This is a genomic window from Streptomyces sp. ISL-87, from assembly GCF_018614095.1.
Lineage (GTDB): Bacteria > Actinomycetota > Actinomycetes > Streptomycetales > Streptomycetaceae > Streptomyces.
In genome coordinates, this window is record NZ_JAGGOY010000089.1 from 1 (window position 1) to 20,704 (window position 20,704).

Annotated in this window: 19 protein-coding genes; 3 read left to right on the forward strand and 16 right to left on the reverse strand. The window is 70.8% G+C overall.

Annotated elements, in window-relative coordinates; genetic code table 11:
* The 8 genes from J7I97_RS29755 to J7I97_RS29790 all read right to left on the reverse strand — a co-directional run.
* The coding region (locus J7I97_RS29755) for a GDSL-type esterase/lipase family protein (protein WP_214940935.1) at nucleotides 1-2,242 on the reverse strand (2,242 nt) is incomplete at its 3' end.
* A gap of 256 nt (nucleotides 2,243-2,498) precedes the next feature.
* Complete coding sequence (locus J7I97_RS29760; protein WP_214940937.1) at nucleotides 2,499-3,092, reverse strand: TetR/AcrR family transcriptional regulator; 594 nt, start codon at nucleotides 3,090-3,092, stop codon at nucleotides 2,499-2,501.
* A gap of 161 nt (nucleotides 3,093-3,253) precedes the next feature.
* Nucleotides 3,254-4,255 (reverse strand): porphobilinogen synthase, encoded by a 1,002-nt coding sequence (gene hemB / locus J7I97_RS29765; protein WP_214940939.1) that lies wholly within the window; start codon nucleotides 4,253-4,255, stop codon nucleotides 3,254-3,256.
* Nucleotides 4,256-4,353: 98 nt separating this feature from the next.
* On the reverse strand, nucleotides 4,354-6,021 hold the full coding sequence (locus J7I97_RS29770) for a bifunctional uroporphyrinogen-III C-methyltransferase/uroporphyrinogen-III synthase (RefSeq protein ID WP_214940941.1): 1,668 nt from the start codon (nucleotides 6,019-6,021) through the stop codon (nucleotides 4,354-4,356).
* Complete coding sequence (gene hemC / locus J7I97_RS29775) at nucleotides 6,018-6,986, reverse strand: hydroxymethylbilane synthase (RefSeq protein ID WP_214940942.1); 969 nt, start codon at nucleotides 6,984-6,986, stop codon at nucleotides 6,018-6,020. The genes J7I97_RS29770 and hemC overlap by 4 nt, the downstream gene beginning before the upstream one ends.
* On the reverse strand, nucleotides 6,983-8,707 hold the full coding sequence (locus J7I97_RS29780) for a glutamyl-tRNA reductase (protein ID WP_214940944.1): 1,725 nt from the start codon (nucleotides 8,705-8,707) through the stop codon (nucleotides 6,983-6,985). Before J7I97_RS29780 ends, hemC begins: the two co-directional genes overlap by 4 nt.
* Entirely contained in the window at nucleotides 8,704-9,528 is an 825-nt protein-coding gene (locus J7I97_RS29785) for a redox-sensing transcriptional repressor Rex (RefSeq protein ID WP_214940947.1), read from the reverse strand. Before J7I97_RS29785 ends, J7I97_RS29780 begins: the two co-directional genes overlap by 4 nt.
* A 273-nt stretch (nucleotides 9,529-9,801) precedes the next feature.
* On the reverse strand, nucleotides 9,802-10,080 hold the full coding sequence (locus J7I97_RS29790; RefSeq protein ID WP_214940950.1) for a glutaredoxin family protein: 279 nt from the start codon (nucleotides 10,078-10,080) through the stop codon (nucleotides 9,802-9,804).
* A 120-nt stretch (nucleotides 10,081-10,200) separates the two neighbouring features.
* Here J7I97_RS29790 and J7I97_RS29795 point away from each other — a divergent pair, with 120 nt between their 5' ends.
* The 3 genes from J7I97_RS29795 (at nucleotide 10,201) to J7I97_RS29805 (ending at nucleotide 13,812) form a co-directional block, all read left to right on the forward strand.
* The gene (locus tag J7I97_RS29795) at nucleotides 10,201-11,166 is read left to right on the forward strand and encodes an HAD family phosphatase (protein ID WP_214940953.1); all 966 of its coding nucleotides are present in this window, start codon (nucleotides 10,201-10,203) and stop codon (nucleotides 11,164-11,166) included.
* A 396-nt stretch (nucleotides 11,167-11,562) separates the two neighbouring features.
* Nucleotides 11,563-12,378, forward strand: coding sequence for an ECF subfamily RNA polymerase sigma factor, BldN family (locus J7I97_RS29800; RefSeq protein ID WP_214940956.1), 816 nt, complete (start codon nucleotides 11,563-11,565; stop codon nucleotides 12,376-12,378).
* 234 nt (nucleotides 12,379-12,612) lie between these two features.
* A complete protein-coding gene (locus tag J7I97_RS29805) occupies nucleotides 12,613-13,812 on the forward strand; it encodes a DUF5667 domain-containing protein (RefSeq protein ID WP_214940959.1) in 1,200 nt (399 codons plus the stop codon).
* Nucleotides 13,813-13,903: 91 nt separating this feature from the next.
* On the opposite strand, the gene J7I97_RS29810 is transcribed toward J7I97_RS29805, so the two are convergent.
* The 8 genes from J7I97_RS29810 to J7I97_RS29845 form a co-directional block, all read right to left on the reverse strand.
* Nucleotides 13,904-14,911: a lysophospholipid acyltransferase family protein gene (locus J7I97_RS29810; RefSeq protein ID WP_214940962.1), complete on the reverse strand. Its 1,008-nt coding sequence runs from the start codon at nucleotides 14,909-14,911 to the stop codon at nucleotides 13,904-13,906.
* Entirely contained in the window at nucleotides 14,911-15,978 is a 1,068-nt protein-coding gene (locus tag J7I97_RS29815) for an NAD-dependent epimerase/dehydratase family protein (RefSeq protein ID WP_214940965.1), read from the reverse strand. The genes J7I97_RS29810 and J7I97_RS29815 overlap by 1 nt, the downstream gene beginning before the upstream one ends.
* 117 nt (nucleotides 15,979-16,095) lie before the next feature.
* On the reverse strand, nucleotides 16,096-16,194 hold the full coding sequence (locus J7I97_RS29820) for a 30S ribosomal protein bS22 (RefSeq protein ID WP_003948845.1): 99 nt from the start codon (nucleotides 16,192-16,194) through the stop codon (nucleotides 16,096-16,098).
* 131 nt (nucleotides 16,195-16,325) lie between these two features.
* A complete protein-coding gene (locus J7I97_RS29825) occupies nucleotides 16,326-16,535 on the reverse strand; it encodes a helix-turn-helix domain-containing protein (protein ID WP_214940968.1) in 210 nt (69 codons plus the stop codon).
* A 113-nt stretch (nucleotides 16,536-16,648) separates the two neighbouring features.
* A complete protein-coding gene (locus J7I97_RS29830; RefSeq protein WP_214940979.1) occupies nucleotides 16,649-17,479 on the reverse strand; it encodes a phosphatase in 831 nt (276 codons plus the stop codon).
* Nucleotides 17,480-17,571: 92 nt separating this feature from the next.
* Nucleotides 17,572-18,741, reverse strand: a complete 1,170-nt coding sequence (locus J7I97_RS29835) for an acetoin utilization protein AcuC (protein WP_214940971.1) — start codon at nucleotides 18,739-18,741, stop codon at nucleotides 17,572-17,574.
* Nucleotides 18,692-19,915 (reverse strand): MFS transporter, encoded by a 1,224-nt coding sequence (locus J7I97_RS29840; RefSeq protein ID WP_214940974.1) that lies wholly within the window; start codon nucleotides 19,913-19,915, stop codon nucleotides 18,692-18,694. Before J7I97_RS29840 ends, J7I97_RS29835 begins: the two co-directional genes overlap by 50 nt.
* A 43-nt stretch (nucleotides 19,916-19,958) precedes the next feature.
* A complete protein-coding gene (locus J7I97_RS29845) occupies nucleotides 19,959-20,624 on the reverse strand; it encodes an HAD family phosphatase (RefSeq protein WP_214940977.1) in 666 nt (221 codons plus the stop codon).
* Between the last annotated feature and the right edge of the window lie 80 nt (nucleotides 20,625-20,704).

The following is a 20,704-nucleotide window of genomic DNA, read 5'->3' on the forward strand; positions in this document are numbered from 1 at the left end:
AGTCCCAGCCCCCGGTGAGGGTGGAGGGACGTGCGAAGGTGCCGTCGCCGTTGCCGAGCCACATCTTGAGATTGCTCGCGGAGTCCTTGGCTACGAGGTCGACCTTGCCGTCGGCGTTGAAGTCCCCGGCAGCGGTCTGCGGGAAGTACCAGCCGTCCGTCAGGGTGACGGCCCGCTTGAAGGTGCCGTCCCCGTTACCGACCCACAGCAGCAGGTTGCCCGAGCCGTCGCGGGCGATGAGGTCCGCCTTCCCGTCGCTCGTGAAGTCACCCGCCGTGGTCTGGGAGTAGGGGCGCCAGCCGGTGGTGAGCGCGGTCTCCGCGGCGAGGGTTCCGTCTCCCTTGCCCCGCCACATCTTCAGGGTCCCGGTGGCGTCCTCCCGCGCGATGAGGTCGGCCACCTTGTCGCCGTCGAAGTCGGCGGCGGTGGACTGGGACGTGCGCACCGCGGTGCCGTTGGTGGCCGCGGCGAGCGTCTCGGCGAGCAGCTTCGTACCGGCGTCGTTGAAGTGCAGGTGGTCCGCGGGGTCGGCGAGGCCGTCGCGGAGCACGTGGGGCATGTCCGGGTCACGCGTGACGAGGTCGAAGTCGATGTAGCTGTCGATGTCGCCGGTCGTACGGATGTAGGCGTTGATGGCCTGGCGGATGTCCTCACGGCCGTCGCTGTAGCCGGAGTAGCCGGCGAACGCGGGGATGGTGGCGACGACGATGCGCAGGCCGCGGGCGCGGGACTGCGCGGCGATCCGGCGGATGCCGTCCTGCATGGCGGCCGCGTCGGAGTCCTGCACGATGTCGTTGATGCCTTCGTAGAGGACGACGGTGCGGACGTTGGTCTGCGAGAAGACGTCACGGTCCAGGCGGTTGAGGGCGCTCGGCGAGGCCGGGACGATGATGCGGTTCCGGAGGACTTCGTTGGCGGAGATCCCCTCGTTGAGCACGCCGGGTGCGCCGGGTGTGGCGCGCAGGATGGCGGCGTAGTAGTCGGGCCAGCGACGGTTGGCGTCCCGCGTCGAGTGGCCGCCGTCGGTCTGGGAGTCGCCCAGGGCGACGATGGTGCCGGGGTTGCCGGTGGTGGCGACGTCGATGCCGCTGAGGAAGGTCCAGTACGCGATGGTGCCGGGGAAGGACGTCGCGGCGCTGTCCGCGGTGTGATCGCCGGCCAGTCGGCTCGTGCTGTACGAGGTGGTCAGGGCGTACTCGTGGACGGGCGCGGCGGTCACCGGACCCGGCAGGTGGATGCTGACCAGCAGGTTCCGGCCCGCGGTGACGGGGAAGGTGACGGGGTCGCTGAAGACCTCGCCGCCCGCCGGGATGGTGACCTGCTGGCTCCCGCCGAAGGTCAGGGACACGGGGGCCGTGGTGGCGGTCGCTCCGGTCTTCTGGGTGGCGACCGTGGCGTGGCCGAACACGACCGGGGTGGGGGAGAAGGTGTTCGCGAAGCGGATGCGGGCGGTGCCGCCGGTGGTGTGGGGGTTGACGACCATCCGGAACGTCTGGTCGCGCCAGTCCTTGGCGGGCACGATGGCCGGCGCGGAGCCGAAGGAGGCGGCCCAGCTGCCGGTCCAGGTCTTCTTGCCGGGCGCGGCGGGGGTGGTGCGGACGGCCACGGAGTAGACGTGCAGGGCGGGGCTCGTCCCGGTCACGGTGGCGGACGCCTTGGGCAGGGTGACCGAGGCCACCTTCTTGCCCGGGGTGACCGGGACCGTGACGCCGTACAGCCGGACGGGGCCGTTCTGCTGCCCGCCCCGGGTGTTGGCGTGCGGGAGGGTGACGGCGGCGGTGACGGCGCTGCCCGTCTTCCAGTCGTCCACGGCGAGCGTGTAGGCGGAGGTGGTGCCGTCGCTGTAGGTGATCTTTCCGGTGGCGGAGACCGGGCCGCGCGTGGCGGACGCCAGGAAACCGACGGCGTTGCCGGTACCGGAGACCGCCACCCTCTGGCCGGTGGCCAGCACGTTGTCGGGCTGGCCGGGTGCCACGTCGGGCCGGGTGTATGTGGTCCCGTTCACGGTGATCCGCGCGCCGCGGGTCCATCCGGCGTTGTCCAGGTCGGAGGCCGACAGGCTGGCCCCGGTGCCGTCGAAGTCCGCCGTGGAGGGATCGGCGTCCGCGCTGATGGACGTGCTGTTCAAGGCGGAGGTGAAGGGGACGGTGGCGGCCTGCGCGGTCCCTGCGCCGGCCAGGGTCAGCCCGGTGGCCGTCAGGCTCAAGGCGGCGAAGGTGGCGGCCGCCCTCGGTGCGGCCACGCCGGCTCTGTTTTGACGCACGAAAACGTTCCCCCTGTGATGGTTCCAGCCCGCCGCTTCCCGTCTCGGCTTCCCCGGGCCGGAGGATGGCAGGCGCCGCTCCCGGACTGCAGTCCGGCGCGGATTACATGATCAAGAGGTCAGATCACGTCAGGGGCTGGAGGGTTGTACGCCGCGATCATGTATTTACGTTCTCTTTATGAAGGGCGCACATCCGCCGACCCGGGTGCCACGCCGGGCCGGACCCGCGGCGTGATCATTCGGGGCGCAGCGACCGCCAGATGGCATCGGGCAGGTACCGCGCGATCTCGTCGAGGTCGACGTCGTAGGTGTCGGCCAGCCAGCGCCGCGCGGCCTCGCCGGGCGGGCCGAGGACCAGTACCTCGATCACCGCCGCGGGCAATGGCGCGATCTCGCCCTTCATCATCCGGGCGCCCACCCACTGGACCACCGGGGCCAGTTTGGCCTCCTTGGCGGCGCGGATCTCCTCGGCGTGCACGGCCAGGTAGCCGGAGTAGGCGGAGGCGTGGAGGAACAGGGCGGCGTCCCGGCGCTCCCGGGTGAACCGCAGGTAGGCGTGCACGAAGTTGCGGATGCCCGTACGGGCGGTGCGGGAGCGCTCCAGGGCGGCCACCATCTCGTCGAACAGCTCGCCCATGCACCGGATGTAGAGCGCGGCGGCGAGCCCGTCGAAGCTGCCGAAGTGGTGGTAGAGGCTGCCGAGGCTGACCCCGCTGGCCTTGACGACGGCGCTGACGGTGAAGCCCTGCTGTCCCGACGTCGCGTACACGCGCAGTGCCGACGTCAGGAGTTGGTCGACGGTGGCCTCGCCCCGCTGCTGCTTCGCCATGCCCGCCAGGGTAGAGCAGAAGCCGGACTAGAAATCTCTTCTAGAAATCTATTCCAATAATCCCGGGTTTTGGTCACACTGGACCCGGGGGAGGGTCCGGGGCGGTTCAGCCGCCCCGGATCCCACCCACCCCTGCGACCCCGCCCTGTACGGGCGGAACCTCAGCGCTCCTGCCGCAGCCAGCCCGCGACCTCGGTCGCCCAGTACGTCAGGATCGTGTCCGCGCCCGCCCGCTTGATGCCGAGCAGCGTCTCCAGGATCGCCCGGTCGCGCTCGATCCAGCCCTTCTCCGCCGCCGCCTCGATCATCGCGAACTCTCCGCTGATCTGGTACGCGGCCACCGGCACGTCCACCGCCTGCGCGACCCGGTACAGGATGTCCAGGTACGGGCCCGCCGGCTTGACCATGACCATGTCGGCGCCCTCCTCCAGGTCCAGCGCCAGCTCCCGCAGCGACTCCCGGGCGTTCGCCGGGTCCTGCTGGTACGTCTTGCGGTCGCCCTGGAGGGAGGAGGCGACGGCCTCGCGGAACGGACCGTAGAACGCGGAGGAGTACTTCGCCGTGTACGCCAGGATCGACACGTCCTCGTGGCCCGTCTCGTCCAGCGCGTCGCGGATCACGCCGACCTGACCGTCCATCATCCCGCTCGGACCGACCACGTGGACGCCCGCGTCGGCCTGCACCTGCGCCATCTCGGCGTACCGCTCCAGCGTCGCGTCGTTGTCCACGCGCCCGTGCTCGTCCAGCACCCCGCAGTGGCCGTGGTCCGTGTACTCGTCCAGACACAGGTCGGACATGATCACCAGATCGTCGCCCACCTCCGCCTTCACGTCGCGGATCGCGACCTGCAGGATCCCGTCCGGCTCGGTGCCCGCCGTGCCCAGCGCGTCCTTGTTCTCGTCGGCCGGGACCCCGTAGAGCATGATCCCCGCGACGCCCGCCTCGACCGCCTCCACGGCGGCCTTCCGCAGCGTGTCCCGGGTGTGCTGGACCACGCCCGGCATCGCCGAGATGGCCAGGGGCTCGCTGATGCCCTCCCGGACGAACGCCGGGAGGATCAGGTCCGAGGGGTGCAGCCGGGTCTCCGCGACCATCCGTCGCATCGCCGGGGTGGTGCGCAGCCGACGGGGCCGCGAGCCGGGGAAGGATCCGTACGCGCTCATCTAAAGTCGCCTCTTCGAGCTCTTCGACGTTTGAAACACTCGCCCCAAGCGTAGGGCCCGGGTGCTCACGCACCCGGGCCCCACCCCTCGAACTCAGCTCACGTCGTACGACGCCTGCGCGCGCCCGGTCGCCGCTCGCTCGGCCGGGACACCGTCTCGCCGGCCTCCTTGGCCGCCTCGCGGCGCGCCGCCCCGTACTCGGCCAGCGCCTCCGCCAGCTTGGACACGCTCGGCTCCGGCGACAGGACGTCGACCCGCAGGCCGTGCTCCTCCGCCGTCTTGGCCGTCGCCGGCCCGATGCACGCGATGACGGTCACGTTGTGCGGCTTGCCGGCGATACCCACCAGGTTGCGCACGGTGCTCGACGAGGTGAAGAGCACGGCGTCGAAGCCGCCGCCCTTGATCGCCTCACGCGTGTCCGACGGCGGCGGCGAAGCCCGCACGGTCCGGTAGGCCGTCACGTCGTCGACCTCCCACCCGAGCTCTATCAGGCCCGCGACCAGCGTCTCGGTCGCGATGTCGGCGCGCGGCAGGAAGACACGGTCGATCGGGTCGAAGACCGGGTCGTACGGCGGCCAGTCCTCCAGCAGCCCGGCCGCGGACTGCTCGCCGCTCGGCACCAGGTCCGGCTTCACGCCGAACTCCACCAGCGCGGCCGCGGTCTGCTCGCCCACCGCGGCGACCTTGATGCCCGCGAAGGCCCGCGCGTCCAGCCCGTACTCCTCGAACTTCTCGCGCACCGCCTTCACGGCGTTCACCGAGGTGAAGGCGATCCACTCGTAGCGTCCGGTGACGAGCCCCTTCACGGCCCGCTCCATCTGCTGCGGGGTGCGCGGGGGCTCCACGGCGATGGTCGGCACCTCGTGGGGCACCGCGCCGTACGAACGAAGCTGGTCGGAGAGCGAAGCGGCCTGCTCCTTGGTGCGCGGCACGAGCACCCGCCAGCCGAACAGCGGCTTCGACTCGAACCAGGCCAGCTCCTCGCGCCGCGCCGCGGCGCCGTGCTCACCGACCACGGCTATGACCGGCCGGGCGCCCTCGGGCGACGGGAGCACCTTGCCCTGCTTGAACACCTGGGCGATCGTCCCGAGCGTCGCGGACCAGGTCCGCTGCCGGGTCGTCGTACCGCCCACGGTCACGGTGAGCGGCGTATCGGGCTTCCGCCCGGCCGACACCAGCTCGGCGGCCGCGCTCGACACCGTCTCCAGCGTCGCCGAGACGACGAGGACGCCATCACTCGCGCCCACCTCGCTCCAGCACCGCGCCGAGGCGTTGCGGGCGTCCACGAACCGCACGTCCGCGCCCTGCCGGCCGCGCAGCGGCACACCGGCGTACGCGGGCACGCCGACGGCGGTCGCGACACCGGGCACCACCTCGAAGGGGATCCCCTCGGTGGCACAGGCGAGCATCTCCTCGGCCGCGTTCCCGTCGAGGCCGGGGTCGCCCGTGACGGCACGCACCACCCGCCTGCCGGACCGTGCGGCCTCCATGACAAGATTGGCGGCGTCCCGGATCGCCGGGATACCGGCGGCCGCTGACAGTTCGTCAGCGATCGTCAGCTGCGGCGTGTCGACACCTGCGCGCGCATGCGTACGTACGACCTCGAGCACCTCGGGCTCCGCGATCAGTACGTCCGCGGAGGCGAGCGCCTCGACGGCGCGCAGCGTCAGCAGACCCGGGTCACCGGGGCCGGCACCGAGGAAGGTGACGTGCCCGTGGGCGGCGACCGCCGGAAAAGCGGAGGTGGTGGGACTTGAGGGGTTCAAAGCGATCGCTCCCCCATAAGACCGGCCGCGCCCTTGGCCAGCATCTCGTCCGCGAGTTCGCGGCCGAGCGCCATGGCCTCGTCGTAAGACTGGGGCACGGGACCGGTGGTGGACAGCTGCACCAGCGTCGAGCCGTCGAGGGTTCCGACGACGCCGCGCAGGCGCATTTCATTGACAATCTGCCCGTCGGCCAACAGGTCGGCGAGCGCGCCCACAGGGGCACTGCAGCCGGCCTCCAGGGCGGCGAGCAGGGATCGCTCGGCGGTCACGGCGGCCCGGGTGTACGGGTCGTCGAGCTCTCCGAGCACGGCGATGAGCTCCGCGTTGGACGCGAGGCACTCCACGGCCAGGGCCCCCTGGCCGGGCGCGGGCAGCACGTTGTCGACGGACAACAGCTCGGTCGCCTCGTCACCCCGCCCTATCCGGTTGAGCCCGGCGGCGGCGAGCACGACGGCATCGAGTTCACCCTCCCGCACGAACCCGATCCGGGTGTCGACGTTGCCCCGGACGGGAACGGTCTCGATGACCTTCCCCAGGCTCCTGGCGTACGCGTGGAGCTGCGCCATGCGGCGCGGCGAACCGGTACCGATCCGCGCACCGTCGGGCAGCTGCTCGAAGGTCAGGCCGTCACGGGCGACGAGCGCGTCACGCGCGTCCTCCCGCTTCGGCATGGCCGCGATGACCAGCTCCTCGGGCTGCGTGGTCGGCAGGTCCTTCAGCGAGTGCACGGCGAAGTCGACCTCCCCGCGCAGCAGGGCGTCACGCAGGGCGGTGACGAATACCCCGGTCCCCCCTATCTGCGCCAGGTGCTCCCGCGACACATCGCCGTAGGTCGTGATCTCCACGAGCTCGACGGACCGGCCGGTGGCCGCCCGTACCGCGTCGGCGACATGGCCGGACTGGGTCATGGCCAGCTTGCTCCGTCGCGTGCCAAGCCGGAGCGGCTGGTCGGGACGTGTGTTCATGATGCCCGTCCTGGGTCGTCGTTCTTCGGATCGGCCACGTCCGCCCGGCTGACGGAGGCCACCGTCTGAGGGTCGAGGTCGAAGAGTTCGCGCAGCGCCTCCGCGTACCCGGCGCCGCCGGGCTCGCTCGCGAGCTGCTTGACGCGCACGGTCGGCGCGTGCAGGAGCTTGTCGACGACCCGGCGCACGGTCTGAGTGACCTCAGCCCGCTGCCGCTCGTCGAGATCGGGGACCCGCCCGTCGAGCCGCGCCACTTCCATGGCGACGACCTCGGCTGCCATGGCCCGCAGGGCCACGACGGTGGGCGTGATGTGCGCGGCCCGCTGGGCCGCCCCGAAGGCGGCCACTTCCTCGGCGACGATCCCGCGGACGGCGTCCACGTCGGCCGCCATCGGCGCGTCGGCGGAAGCCCCCGCCAGGGACTCGATGTCGACCAGCCGCACCCCGGGGATCCGGTGCACGGCGGCATCGATGTCGCGGGGCATGGCCAAGTCGAGCAGCGCGAGCCGGATGTCGGTCCCGTCGACCTGCGCCCGCACCCCGCGGCGCGGCTGCCGCTGCGCGGCGGCCTCACCTTGATCGGCCCAGGTCCCGTGCAGCTCAAGGGAGTTGGCGTCCACCCCGGTGAGCGCGGAGCGCCCGTCCCCGACCGGACAACCCTCCACCTGCTGCCCGGCACTGATGGTCCGAGCGGCCCCGGCATCGGCCAGCCGCCCACCGGCCTCGGCGGCAGCGACCAACCGGGCCACAACCTCGGGATCCAGCCCGGCCGGCGCACCGTCCAGCCTCGCCGGCGTTTGAGGCGCGGGGTCCGGGGCGGCGCCCCGGGAATCGGGAAGGGGCGGGGAGGGGACGAGCCCCGCAGGGCCCCCGGCCCCGGCCCCGGCAACGGCGACGGCCGCGGCCACGTCGTCCCCGGTCAGCACCAACCCGGTGGCCCCGGTGCAGGACACCACCACATCGACTCGTGTCAACTCATCGGCGACAGCGGCCATCGCAACGGCCCGAGCCCCCACCCCGGTGCCCGAGGCAACCAGAATGTCGACCAACCGCTCCGCCCGCTCCGCGGTCCGGTTCGCCACCACGATCTCGGCGACACCGACCCGCGCCAGCGTCGCCGCCGCCAGCGAGGACATCGACCCGGCACCGATCACCAGCGCCCGCTTGCCCGCGGCCCACTCCCCCACCGGGAGGTGCACGGCCAGCTGCTCCAGCCCGAAGGTCACCAGCGACTGCCCGGCCCGGTCGATCCCGGTCTCCGAGTGCGCCCGCTTACCGACCCTCAGCGCCTGCTGGAAAAGATCATTGATCAGACGCCCGGCGGTGTGCAGCTCCTGCCCCAGCGCCAACGCGTCCTTGATCTGCCCGAGGATCTGCCCCTCGCCGACCACCATCGAGTCCAGCCCGCACGCCACCGAGAACAGGTGGTGCACCGCCCGGTCCTCGTAGTGCACGTACAGATACGGAGTGAGCTCCTCCAGAGCCACCCCACTGTGCTGCGCCAACAGCGTCGACAGCTCGGCCACACCCGCGTGGAACTTGTCCACGTCCGCGTACAGCTCGATCCGGTTGCAGGTGGCGAGCAGCGTCGCCTCGGCCGCCGGCTCCGCCGCCAGCGTGTCGTGCAGCAGCTTCACCTTGGCGTCGACGGACAGCGAGGCCCGCTCCAGCACGCTCACCGGCGCGCTGCGATGACTCAGCCCAACAACGAGCAGACTCATGCCGGCATCACCGCCGGCACGTCACCCTCGGGACCGCCCTTGCGCGCGGCCGCGGCGGCCCGCCCGGCCGGCGGCTCCACGGCGGCGGCCGGCGCGGCACCGGTGCCGGTACCGGCCCCCGCGCCCACACCCGCGTCGGAGGCGGCCGCAGCCGCTTCCTCCCCGGCCTTGCGCTGCTCGTGGAACGCCAGGATCTGCAGCTCGATCGAAAGGTCGACCTTCCGCACGTCCACCCCGTCGGGCACGGAGAGAACGGTCGGCGCGAAGTTCAGAATGGAGGTGACCCCGGCCGCGATCAGCCGCTCGCTCACCTGCTGCGCCGCCCCCGCCGGCGTCGCGATGACACCGATCGAGACACCGTTGTCCTCGATGATCTTCTCCAGATCATCGGTGTGCTGTACGGGCATGCCGGCGACCGGCTTCCCGGCCATGGCCGGATCGGCGTCGATGAGCGCCGCCACCCGGAACCCGCGCGAGGCGAAGCCGCCGTAGTTGGCCAGGGCCGCGCCGAGGTTACCGATGCCGACGATGACGACCGGCCAGTCCTGGGTCAGCCCGAGCTCGCGGGAGATCTGGTAGACGAGGTACTCGACGTCGTATCCCACTCCACGCGTCCCGTAGGACCCCAGGTACGAGAAGTCTTTGCGCAGCTTCGCGGAGTTGACTCCGGCGGCGGCCGCGAGCTCCTCGGAGGACACCGTGGGCACCGATCGCTCGGAGAGCGCGGTGAGGGCGCGCAAGTACAGCGGAAGCCGGGCGACAGTGGCCTCGGGAATACCTCGGCTGCGGGTCGCCGGTCGGTGAGTTCGGCCAGTTGCCACGATGCTCCTGCGGGATGAGCGGGGCTGCAGGCGGTCACTTGTCCCAAGACCGCCCCGTCGAATGCAGGCTATGTCTTTGTGAACGCGTGCACAAAGATTGTGTCCGGTTTGTCCGAGCAAAGTGACCGGGGTCACGCGGTCCGGGCACGCGGGGGCGGAACCGGGAACGGGCCGAACCCGTTCAAATCCCGATGAGGGCAAAACGGTACACACTCCCCATCAATACGCCCCCGAGTCCCCATAAATCGCCCACGATGGTAACCGCCGGGACGGTCAGCCCTCCAATGCCCGACGGAGCCGGTCAGGGTTCACTCGCCAGAAGGTGTGCTGTTCGCCGTCGATCAACACCACCGGGATCTGCTCCCAGTGGAGCCGGTAGAGCTCCTCGTCCTGCGAGATGTCCTTCTTCTCCCACTGTGCACCGGTTTCGGCGCACACCTTCTCGATCACCAGCTGGGCCTCATCGCAGAGATGGCACCCCGGCTTCCCGATGAGCGTGACCAACCGCTCGCCGGGATGCTTCTTTTCCTTACGACGCAGCAAAGGGCTCATGCCCCCATTGTCCCGCGCCCCCTCGGCCGGCCGCCCGCGGCGGTTCCACGTCCCGAAGTGTTAACACCTCCGTTTCCCATCGGTTCGGGAACTCCCGAACACAATGGCTATGCTCGCGTCATGGCCGCTCTGGGATGGCTCACCCCCCGTAGACGCTCCGCAACCGCGCGGAGCGTGCTGGCAGGCGAGGCCTCGGCCGAGGCCGCCCGCAAGACCGCGCAGGCCGAGGCGCCGGAGCCCGCGGAACACGCCGCGGCGGCGGTCACCGAAGCGCCGGACATCGAGGCGCCCGAACCGGAGTTCCCGGTTGCCGGCGACGACCTGGCCGCCGCTTTCTTCGACCTCGACAACACCGTCATGCAGGGCGCCGCGATCTTCCACTTCGGCCGCGGCCTCTACAAGCGCGAGTTCTTCCGCCGCCGCGAGCTCGCCCGCTTCGCCTGGCAGCAGGCCTGGTTCCGGCTGGCCGGCGTCGAGGACCCCGAGCACATGCAGGACGCCCGCGACAGCGCGCTGTCCATCGTCAAGGGCCACAAGGTCTCCGAACTCATGGGCATCGGCGAGGAGATCTACGACGAGTACATGGCCGAGCGGATCTGGCCGGGCACCCGCGCCCTGGCCCAGGCCCACCTCGACGCCGGCCAGAAGGTGTGGCTCGTCACCGCCGCCCCCGTGGAGACGGCCACGATCATCGCCCGCCGCCTCGGCCTGACCGGCGCCCTGGGCACCGTCGCCGAGTCCGTCGACGGCGTCTACACCGGCCGGCTGGTCGGCGAGCCGCTGCACGGCCCCGCCAAGGCGGAGGCGGTGCGCGCCCTGGCCGCCGCCGAGGGGCTCGACCTCGACCGCTGCGCCGCGTACAGCGATTCGCACAACGACATTCCGATGCTGTCGCTGGTCGGACACCCTTACGCGATCAATCCCGATACAAAACTGCGCAAGCATGCCCGTGCACACGACTGGCGGCTGCGCGACTATCGGACCGGCCGCAAGGCCGTGAAGGTCGGCGTCCCGGCAGCAGCCGGGGTCGGCGCGATCGCGGGCGGCACGGCCGCCGTCATCGCCCTGCACCGCCGCCGCAAGTAGCCCCGGCCGCCCCGGTATCAGGCCGCCGCCTGCGCCGAACCGCCCCGCGCCGGCCGGGCGGCCCCCGGCCCGCACCGGGCCCTGCCGCGGCACAGCCATTCCCCCAGCCCTACCCGGACGCCGGACAGGGCACTCACGCATGCCCGACTCGGTCGCGAGCCAGCGTGGAAGCGTCCATTCCGCGCATCCAACCGATCAAGAAACGATCACCAACTGCGACTGAATATGCCCTCGACACGCAACAGAAGTGTCGGAACCGGTGATTTGAGCAACTGGGTGTAGCGCTGCCTGTACGAAGCGTTATTCTCCTCAAACGCATGCCACCGGCCATCTGTCGCCACGACGGGTGAACGGTCCCGCACTGCACGTGATGGAAGCTCTGCCTCTGGGAGTCCCGTGTACCCACCTGTCGGGGTTGACGCCTCGGGCCTGGCTACGCTGCGCGCAACGGTCCTCGACCACCTGCGCGGCTTCGTCCCCACCGCGTACGCCGTCCCCGCCTTCGCCGCCGCGGTCCCTGCCGGCCTCGGCCCGGCCGGTCCTTGCTATGCCCTGACCGACGGCGGCGCGACGGTGGGCAGACGCGGTCGCGCGGCCGGAACCTCAAGCAGCGGTGCCACCGGCACGAGCGCACCCACCGCCCGCCGCCCCACCGCGGACAGCGACCAGGCCCGCATGATGGACCTGGTCGAACGCGCCCAGGCCGGCGAGGCCGAGGCCTTCGGCCGGCTCTACGACCAGTACAGCGACACCGTCTACCGGTACATCTACTACCGCGTCGGCGGCAAGGCGACCGCGGAGGATCTCACCAGCGAGACCTTTCTGCGCGCGCTGCGCCGCATCTCCACCTTCACCTGGCAGGGCCGCGACTTCGGCGCCTGGCTCGTGACGATCGCCCGCAACCTGGTCGCGGACCACTTCAAGTCCAGCCGTTTCCGGCTCGAAGTCACCACCGGCGAGATGCTCGACGCCAACGAGGTCGAGCGCAGCCCGGAGGACTCGGTGCTCGAGTCCCTCTCCAACGCGGCCCTGCTGGAGGCCGTACGGAAACTCAATCCGCAGCAGCAGGAGTGCGTGACCCTGCGCTTCCTGCAAGGCCTCTCGGTCGCCGAGACGGCCCGGGTGATGGGGAAGAACGAGGGCGCCATCAAGACGCTCCAGTACAGGGCGGTCCGCACGCTGGCCCGCCTCCTCCCGGACGACGCCCGCTGAAGCTGCCCGACCTCATACGACCGGTAGCCCCTTCCCGATGACTCTGATGACGCTGTGGTCCGATCATCCTTCGTCCGTAACCCAAGTGCCGCGCCGCTCGTTGTGCGGAATGCAGGCTCCCTGTGGACACGTCCTGCCTGAGGCCGCTCACCCGAAAGGGTGGATGTACTCAAGGAGGGCAACCTTCCGGTCACCTTGGGGAGTCGATCGTCATGACGAGAGGAGGTGCCGCCAGTGATCGCGAACGTGACTCCGCACCGGCGGGCGAACGCCTTCGCCCAGGCCCTGGAGGATCGGACCCCGTCCGACCTTTCAGCACCGGACCCGGCGGCCGAGCAGTCCGAGGCACCTGCCGAACCTGCCGACCACCGGCTGCTGGCCTTGGCGAGCGCGCTCGGCGAAATGCCGCGCCCGCAATTGGACGCCGAAGTCAAAGTGGTGCAGCGAGCCCAGCTCGTGGCCGCCATGGAGGCCTTGGTGCTGGAGGAGAGGGCCGGGGGCGGTGCCGCCTCGGACCCTCTGGTGCCCGAGCAGCGGACCGGCCGCGGCGCCCACCGGGCGACCTCGCTCCGGAAATTGCGGCCCCGCTCCCGCTGGTCCAAGGGCATCGCAGCGGGCGGCCTCACCGTGGGTGTGGCCGCGGGGGCTTTCAGCGGCGTGGCCGCTGCCAGTACGGACGCCCTGCCAGGTGACTCCCTCTACCCGATCAAGCGGGGCATGGAGGATCTGAAGCTGGGCATGGCCGACGAGGATTCGGACCGGGGCGAGCTCTATCTCGACCGGGCCTCGAACCGCCTGTCGGAAGCCCGCAGGCTGATGGAGCGCGGCCGCACGGGCGTACTGGACCACGAGTCCCTGGGCGAGATCCGCCGAGCACTGGCGGGCATGAAGCACGATGCGTCGGAGGGGCACCGGCTGCTCCAGGCGGCGTACGAACGGGACGGCTCGCTGGCCCCGATCCAGGCGCTGTCCTCGTTCTCCCGCTCGCACCGCGACGCGTGGGGCCGGCTCCGGGAGAAGCTCCCCGTGCAGCTCACGGATGTGAGCGGTGAGGTGGAATCGGTCTTCCAGGCCATAGACGATGACGTCGCCCCGCTCCAGAGCCTCCTCCCGAAGCTCCCGGAGCAGACCCGCGGCGCACCCGGATCCTCAACCAAGCCGAGCACCCCGGCGGCCAAGCAGCAATCAACACCGGCCCACGGCGCGCCGTCGACCAGCCCCACCCCCACGGCCTCGGGCAGCACCAGCCACCCGCCGGCCCCCGGCGGCCTTCTGGGCGGCACAGGCGACCTCCTGACCCCCCCCACAGGCCAGTCCCCACCCACCTCCACCTCCACCCCCACCCCGGACCTCCCCGCCCCGGACATCACCCTCCCGCCCCTGCTCCCGGGTCTCCTCCCGGGCCTGGGCATCAACGCGCAGGACACGGAGTAGACGCGGAGCAGGTCCCCACCAAAAATGCCGACGAGGCTGGGTCCTCCCAGCCTCGTCGGCATTTTGACGGTTCGACGGTTCGTCCGACCGTTCAGAAGAAGACGGACCGCCGCTGCACGAGCAACCGGTACAGCGTGTGCTGAATCTGCTCCCGCACCTGATCCGTGAGGTTGAACATCAGCATCGGATCCTCCGCCGCCTCCGCCGGATACCCATCCGTCGGAATCGGCTCCCCGAACTGAATCGTCCACTTCGTCGGCAACGGCACCGCCCCCAACGGCCCCAGCCAAGGAAACGTCGGCGTGATCGGGAAGTACGGAATCCCCAACAACCGCGCCAGCGTCTTCGCGTTGCCGACCATGGGGTAGATCTCCTCCGCCCCCACGATCGAGCACGGCACGATCGGCGTCCCCGCCCGCAGCGCCGTGGACACGAACCCCCCACGCCCGAACCGCTGGAGCTTGTACCGGTCCCCGAACGGCTTCCCTATCCCCTTGAAGCCCTCCGGCATCACACCGACCAGCTCCCCGGCCTCCAGCAGCCGCTGCGCGTCCTCCGCGCACGCCAGCGTGTGCCCCGCCTTCCGCGCCAGCTCGTTCACCACCGGCAGCATGAACACCAAGTCCGCCGCCAGCAGCCGCAGGTGCCGCCGCTCCGGATGGTGGTCGTGCACCGCGACCTGCATCATCAGCCCGTCGAGCGGCAGCGTCCCCGAGTGGTTCGCCACGATCAGCGCCCCACCCTCCTTCGGGATGTTCTCGATGCCCTTGACCTCGACCCGGAAGTACTTGTCGAACAGCGGCCGCATCAGGGACATCAGGACCTGGTCCGTCAGCTCCTTGTCGTAGCCGAAGTCGTCGACCTCGTAGTCCCCGGTGACCCGCCGCCGCAGGAACGCCAGTCCACCGGCGATCCGCCGGTCCCAGCTGCCCGCCTCCGGCACAGCGCCGGACACGGACTCCGGCACGGGCCCGGACACGGGCGCGGGCGCGGGCGCGGGCGCGGCATCAGGCTCCACCGGCGGAGCCACCCGTACCCGCCGCGGCACACGCCGCCGCGGCCGGTCCTCGTCGAACGGAATGACCTTGGCGTCCGCCACTATCGCTGCGCTCCCTCTTCCACACCGGCACCGTCGACATTCAGCATCCCTGCCACCCGGTCCACGGCCCGCCCGACCCGCTCCGGCGGCAGCAATCCGCTCCCCCGGCTCCGCGCGAAGTCCGCGAAGGTCTCAGCGGTCGTGTACATCGGCTGGAACCCCAGGGTGTCCCGCATCTGCGAGGTCTCCACGACCCGCCCGTGCGTCAGCAGCCTGATCTGCTCGGGCGAGAAGTCCGTGACACCCACCGCCCGCAGCGCCGCCCCCACCCACGTCACCGCGGGCAGCAGCAGCGGCACCGTCGGCCGGCCCAGCCGCCGCGAGCACTGCGACAGCAGCAGCACGCCGTCGCCCGCGATGTTGAAGGTCCCGCTGTTCAGCGTCCCGCGCCGCGGCTCCTGCGCCGCCAGCCGCAGCACGTCCAGCACATCGTCCTCGTGCACGAACTGCAGCCGCGGGTCATAGCCCAGCACCGTCGGCATCACCGGCATCGAGAAGTACTCGGCGAGCGCCGAGTCCGCGTAGGGCCCCAGGATGTTCGCGAAGCGCAGTACGCACACCGCCACGTCCGGCCGCCGCCGCGCGAAGCCCCGTACATACCCCTCGACCTCGACGGCGTCCTTGGCGAAGCCGCTCGACGGCAGCGATTTCGGCTGCGTCGTCTCGGTGAACACGGCCGGATCCCGCGAGGCGCCCCCGTACACGCTCGTACTGGACTTCACCACGATCCGCCGTATCGTCGGCGACTTCTGGCAGGCCCCGAGGAGCTGCATCGTCCCGATGACGTTGGTTTCCTTGACGGCACTGTGTCCGCCGCCCGCCGCCGCTCCGCCCCCGCCGGTGACCGCGAGGTGGACCACCGTGTCCACGGCGTGCTCGGCGAGCACGCGGGCGATGGCCGACTGCCGGATGTCCGTACGGATGAACTCCGCCGATCCGAGCCGGTGCGGCGGAGGCACCGCGTCCACCGCGATCACCCGATCGACGTCCGGATCTCGCTGGATGCGCCGCACGAAGCGGCCTCCCAGCTGCCGGGCTGCCCCGGTAACGAGTACGACCTTCCCCACGAGCTCAGCGCCTCCCTTGTAGAAGCCACAGCCGAAGCAGACAGACTGCCCCCGGCTGCACCGCAGCCCCTCCACCAGGATGGTGGAGGGGCTGCGGAGAACACGTACAGCTGCCGTTTACTTCTTGTTACGGCGCTGGACGCGGGTGCGCTTGAGCAGCTTGCGGTGCTTCTTCTTAGCCATCCGCTTGCGCCGCTTCTTGATAACAGAGCCCACGACTACCCTCGCTCACTTCTCTTCACTGGTGCGGGGCGTCTGGGCCCACACGACCTACGTCGGCCTAGCCTACCCGCCCAAGCTCTGAGCTTGTAATCCGAGGGCGTCCGCGGGGACCTGAGTCCTCAGTCTCAGGCCGACTCCACCCCCACATACGACTCTCGGAGGTACTCATGGACCGCGTTCTCGGGGACCCGGAAGGACCGGCCCACCCGGATTGCGGGCAGATGACGGTTGTGCACCAGGCGGTACACGGTCATCTTCGACACTCGCATCACCGAGGCAACCTCCGCCACGGTCAGGAACTGAACCTCACTGAGAGGCCTCTCGCCAGCAGCCATGACACACCTTGACCTTCCGCGCATGACGGGCACCGGCTTCCCCTCCGGTTACTCCTCGTCGTCGCACGCTCACTCCCAGAGTAGGGGCGTGTGATACGAGTGGGGAAGAGGAGCTACAGACACTCCTGCCCGCCCGGCAGACTGGCCCGATCCAGCACGTAGCGAATGAGCGGTCGGTAGTAGTCCGCACGCACCGCGTCATCAAGCGGAACCACCACCGAGACCCGCCCCTCGGCCTCCCCGACGAACAGCGCCGGATCATCCGTATCCGCCAGCCCGATCGCGTCCACACCCAGCTGACCTGCACCGCAGACCCACCCGTGGTCGCCCACGACCAACCCCGGCAGCGGCCCCCCGGCCTCCGCGACCGCCCCCAGAGCGATCCGAACCGGCAGTGGCGAATGGGTGTGTGCGCCGGTCGCACTCCCGCCCGGCCGCGCGCCGGTTTCCCGCACCAGTGCGACACCCCGTACGTAATCGATGCGGTGCGGGCGTACGCCGAACCGGGTCGCCATGTCGACACTGGCCCCCTGCGCCGGGGTGAGGACTACACATCCTGCCGCCGACAACGCCTCAGCCAAACTGGCGTAGAACCCCAGGAGACGGTGCGGATGACCGGTGCCGAACAACACGGGCGACCGGAGCCCCGCCGCCTCCCGCAGCCTCCCCGCGAAAGCCTCCAGCCCGGCCACCGTGCGCTCCGGATCGATCACGTCCGGCCCGCTGACGTGCGCCGGATCCGCCGAGACCCCGCACTTCTCCGCCATCAGCCTCAGCAGGTCACCCTCGCCCCAGCCCCACTCCGGTTCCAGCCCCAGCAGCACCCGCGGATCACGCGCCGCGAACAACCGGTAACTGCGCAGGCTCTCCTCACGCGAAGTGGCGATGGGCCCGGCCAACCGGGCGGCCAGCAGATGCGCACGCAGCGCGCCGGTGCTCAACACCCTCCGATGCTCCCGCACCGGCATCGGCGCATCATCAATTCCAGCGAACAGCCCCACAGTTGGCGTAACGATGCTTCACAGCCGCCGCTCCGTCACGTCAGCATCCCGCGCAACGGGAACACCGCCCGCCGCGTGGCCAGGACGGCCTGATCCGTACGGTCCGCGGGGTCGTACCCAGCGTCCCATTCCCGCCACTCCGGGCTCCGCCCATCCGTCATCCGGGCCGGCGCCACCTGCCGCGTCCGCGCGTACGCCTCGGCCCGCCACGCCTCAGGCACATCCGACTCCGGATCCACCGGCCGATGCCCGGCGATAGCCACCAGATGCGTCCACGACCGCGGCACGACGTCCACCACCGCGTAGCCCCCACCGCCCAGCGCCAGCCACCGCCCGTCCGCGTACTCGTGCGCCAGCCTGTGACAGGCCTCCTGCACGACGCGCTGCGCGTCCAGCGACACCGCCAAGTGGGCCAGTGGGTCCTCGAAGTGCGTATCGGCCCCGTGCTGGCTCACCAGGACCTGCGGCCGGAAATCCGCCAGCAGCTCGGGCACCGTCGAGTGGAACGCCCGCAGCCACCCCTCGTCCCCGGTCCCGGCGGGCAGCGCCACATTCACCGCCGACCCCTCGGCGGCCGGCCCGCCCGTCTCCTCGGGCCACCCGGTCTGCGGGAACAGCGTCCGCGGATGCTCGTGCATCGAAATCGTCAGCACCCGGGGGTCGTCCCAGAAGGCCGCCTGCACCCCGTCACCGTGGTGCACGTCCACATCCACGTACGCCACCCGCTCGGCCCCCAGCTCCAGCAGCCGCGCGATCGCCAGCGCCGCGTCGTTGTACACGCAGAACCCCGCCGCCCCGCCCGGCATCGCGTGGTGCAGCCCGCCGGCGAAATTCACCGCGTGCTGGGCCTCCCCGCGCCAGATCGCCTCCACGGCCGCCACCGACTGCCCCGCGATCAGCGCGGACGCCTCGTGCATCCCGTGGAACGCCGGATCGTCCATGGTCCCGAGCCCGTACGAACCGTCGGCCACCCCGGGGTCGGCGGACACCTCGCGCACCGCGGCGACGTAGTCCTCCCGGTGGACCAGCCTCAGCGTCGAATCACCGGCGGCACGGCCCGCCCGTACCTCCATGGCCTGATCCAGCCCGAAGGCACGCACCAGGCCCATGGTCAGCGCCAGGCGCACCGGATCCATCGGATGGCTCGGTCCGAAGTCATACTTCGTTACCGCCTCGTCCCACATCAACAACCCGCGGCCGCTCATGCCCGACACCGTATCGGGCGCCCTCCACGCCGAACGAGCGGGCGTAGAAGAGTGTCACCAGCACCAACGCCATCGGCACGAGCATCGCGCCCCGGTAACTCCAGGCGTCCCCGATCCCGCCGACGAGCGGCGACCCGATCAGGAACCCGACGTAGTTGAAGATGTTCAGCCGCGCGATGGCTGTGTCGGACGTCCCGGGGAACAAGCGCCCCGCCGCCGCGAAGGTCTGCGGCACGATCACACACAGCCCGATCCCCAGCAGCGTGAACCCGAGCATCCCCGCCCACGCCGCCGGCGCCGCGGCCACCACCCCGAACCCCAGCGCGGCGACCAGCGTCCCGGCCCGCACCACGGCAACGGCCCCGAACCGGCGCACACCCAGGTCCCCGACCGCCCGCCCGATCAGCGTGGTCACCATGTACACGTTGTACGGGACGGTCGCCAGCTGCTCCGAGCTCCCGAGCACGTCCTGGAGGTACTTGGCGCTCCAGTTCGACACCGTCGAGTCCCCGATGTACGCACACGCCATCACCAGACACAGCGGCAGCAACAGCTTGAACCCGCCGGCCCCGAGCCCCTTCTCCTGCCCGGCACCCGGCGCCGCCCCACTCCCCAGGCCGACGTAGAACCGGCTCCCGGCCACCACGAGCGGCAACAGCACGACCACGGCCGGCAGATAGCTGGTGAACAACGACAGATGCCAGTGCGCCCCGGCCCAGGCGGCAGACGCCCCGACGATCCCGCCCAGGCTGTACGCCGCGTGGAAGCCCAGCATGATGCTGCGCCCGTACGCGTGCTGAAGGCTGACCCCGAGCATGTTCATCGAGGCGTCCAGCGCACCCACGGAGAGGCCGAACGCCCCCAGCGCCAGCGCCACATGCCACATCTGACTGCCGGCCCCGACCCCCAGCAGGGACAGCAGCACCAGCGGCTGTGCCCACCGCAGCACGCTGCCGGGCGAGACCCGCTTCACCAGATGCTCGGTGGCCACGCTCGCTACCCCGGCGAGGATCGGCACGGCCGCGAGGAAGGCGGGCAGCAGCCCGTCGGATATCCCGTACTGGTCCTGGATGGCCGGAATCCGTGTCACGAGCAGGGCGAAGGTCACGCCCTGCACGAAGAAACTGAACCCCAGGGCCCCACGCCCACGGCGCAGCCACGCATCTGCTGTCATGCCGGCACAGCGTAGGCCCGTGGGCTACCCGTGGGTAGAGAGATCACATACCCAATCCGGCTTCCAGCTCCAGCAGCCCCGTCAGCTGCTTCATGTCCCCGAAGTACCCGGTGGCACCGGCCATCCGGTCGGCCGGCAGGATCCCGGTGAACGCGAACACGTCCATCCCGGCGGCGACGGCGGCCTGCACCCCGAGCGGGCTGTCCTCGATCACCACACACCGCGCCGGGTCGACCCCCATCTGATCCGCCGCGTGAAGGAACAGATCAGGCGCGGGCTTCCCCTGCCCCACATCCTCCGCGCTGAAGATCCACTCCTCCTCGAACCAGCCGTCGATCCCGGACGCCTGATGCGCGACCCGGATCCGCTCGTGACCGCTGGACGAGACCAGGCAGTACCCGACCCCGCTCGCGGTCAGCGCCCCGAGCACCTCCTCCACCCCGGGGACGGCCCGCAGCTCCTGCTCGAACGCGGCGCGGGTCCGCGCGAACAGCGTCTCGTCGAAGTCGGCCGGCAGCCGCTCCCCGGTCCGTTCGAAAACCAGATCGTGCACCCGGGGCACCGCGGACCCCAAGTAGTCGCGGAGCGCCTCCTCGTACGAGGTCGGGTGCCCCAGCTCGGTCAGGTATCCGGCGAGGATGCGGTTGGCGACCGGCTCACTGTCCACCAGCACGCCGTCGTTGTCGAAGATGACGAGGTCGTAGCCCATGCGACAACCCTACGAGCCGTCAGGGCGCTCCATCCGAACCCCATGCCGGGCATCCGGTCGAACCTGGTCCTGAACGCAGA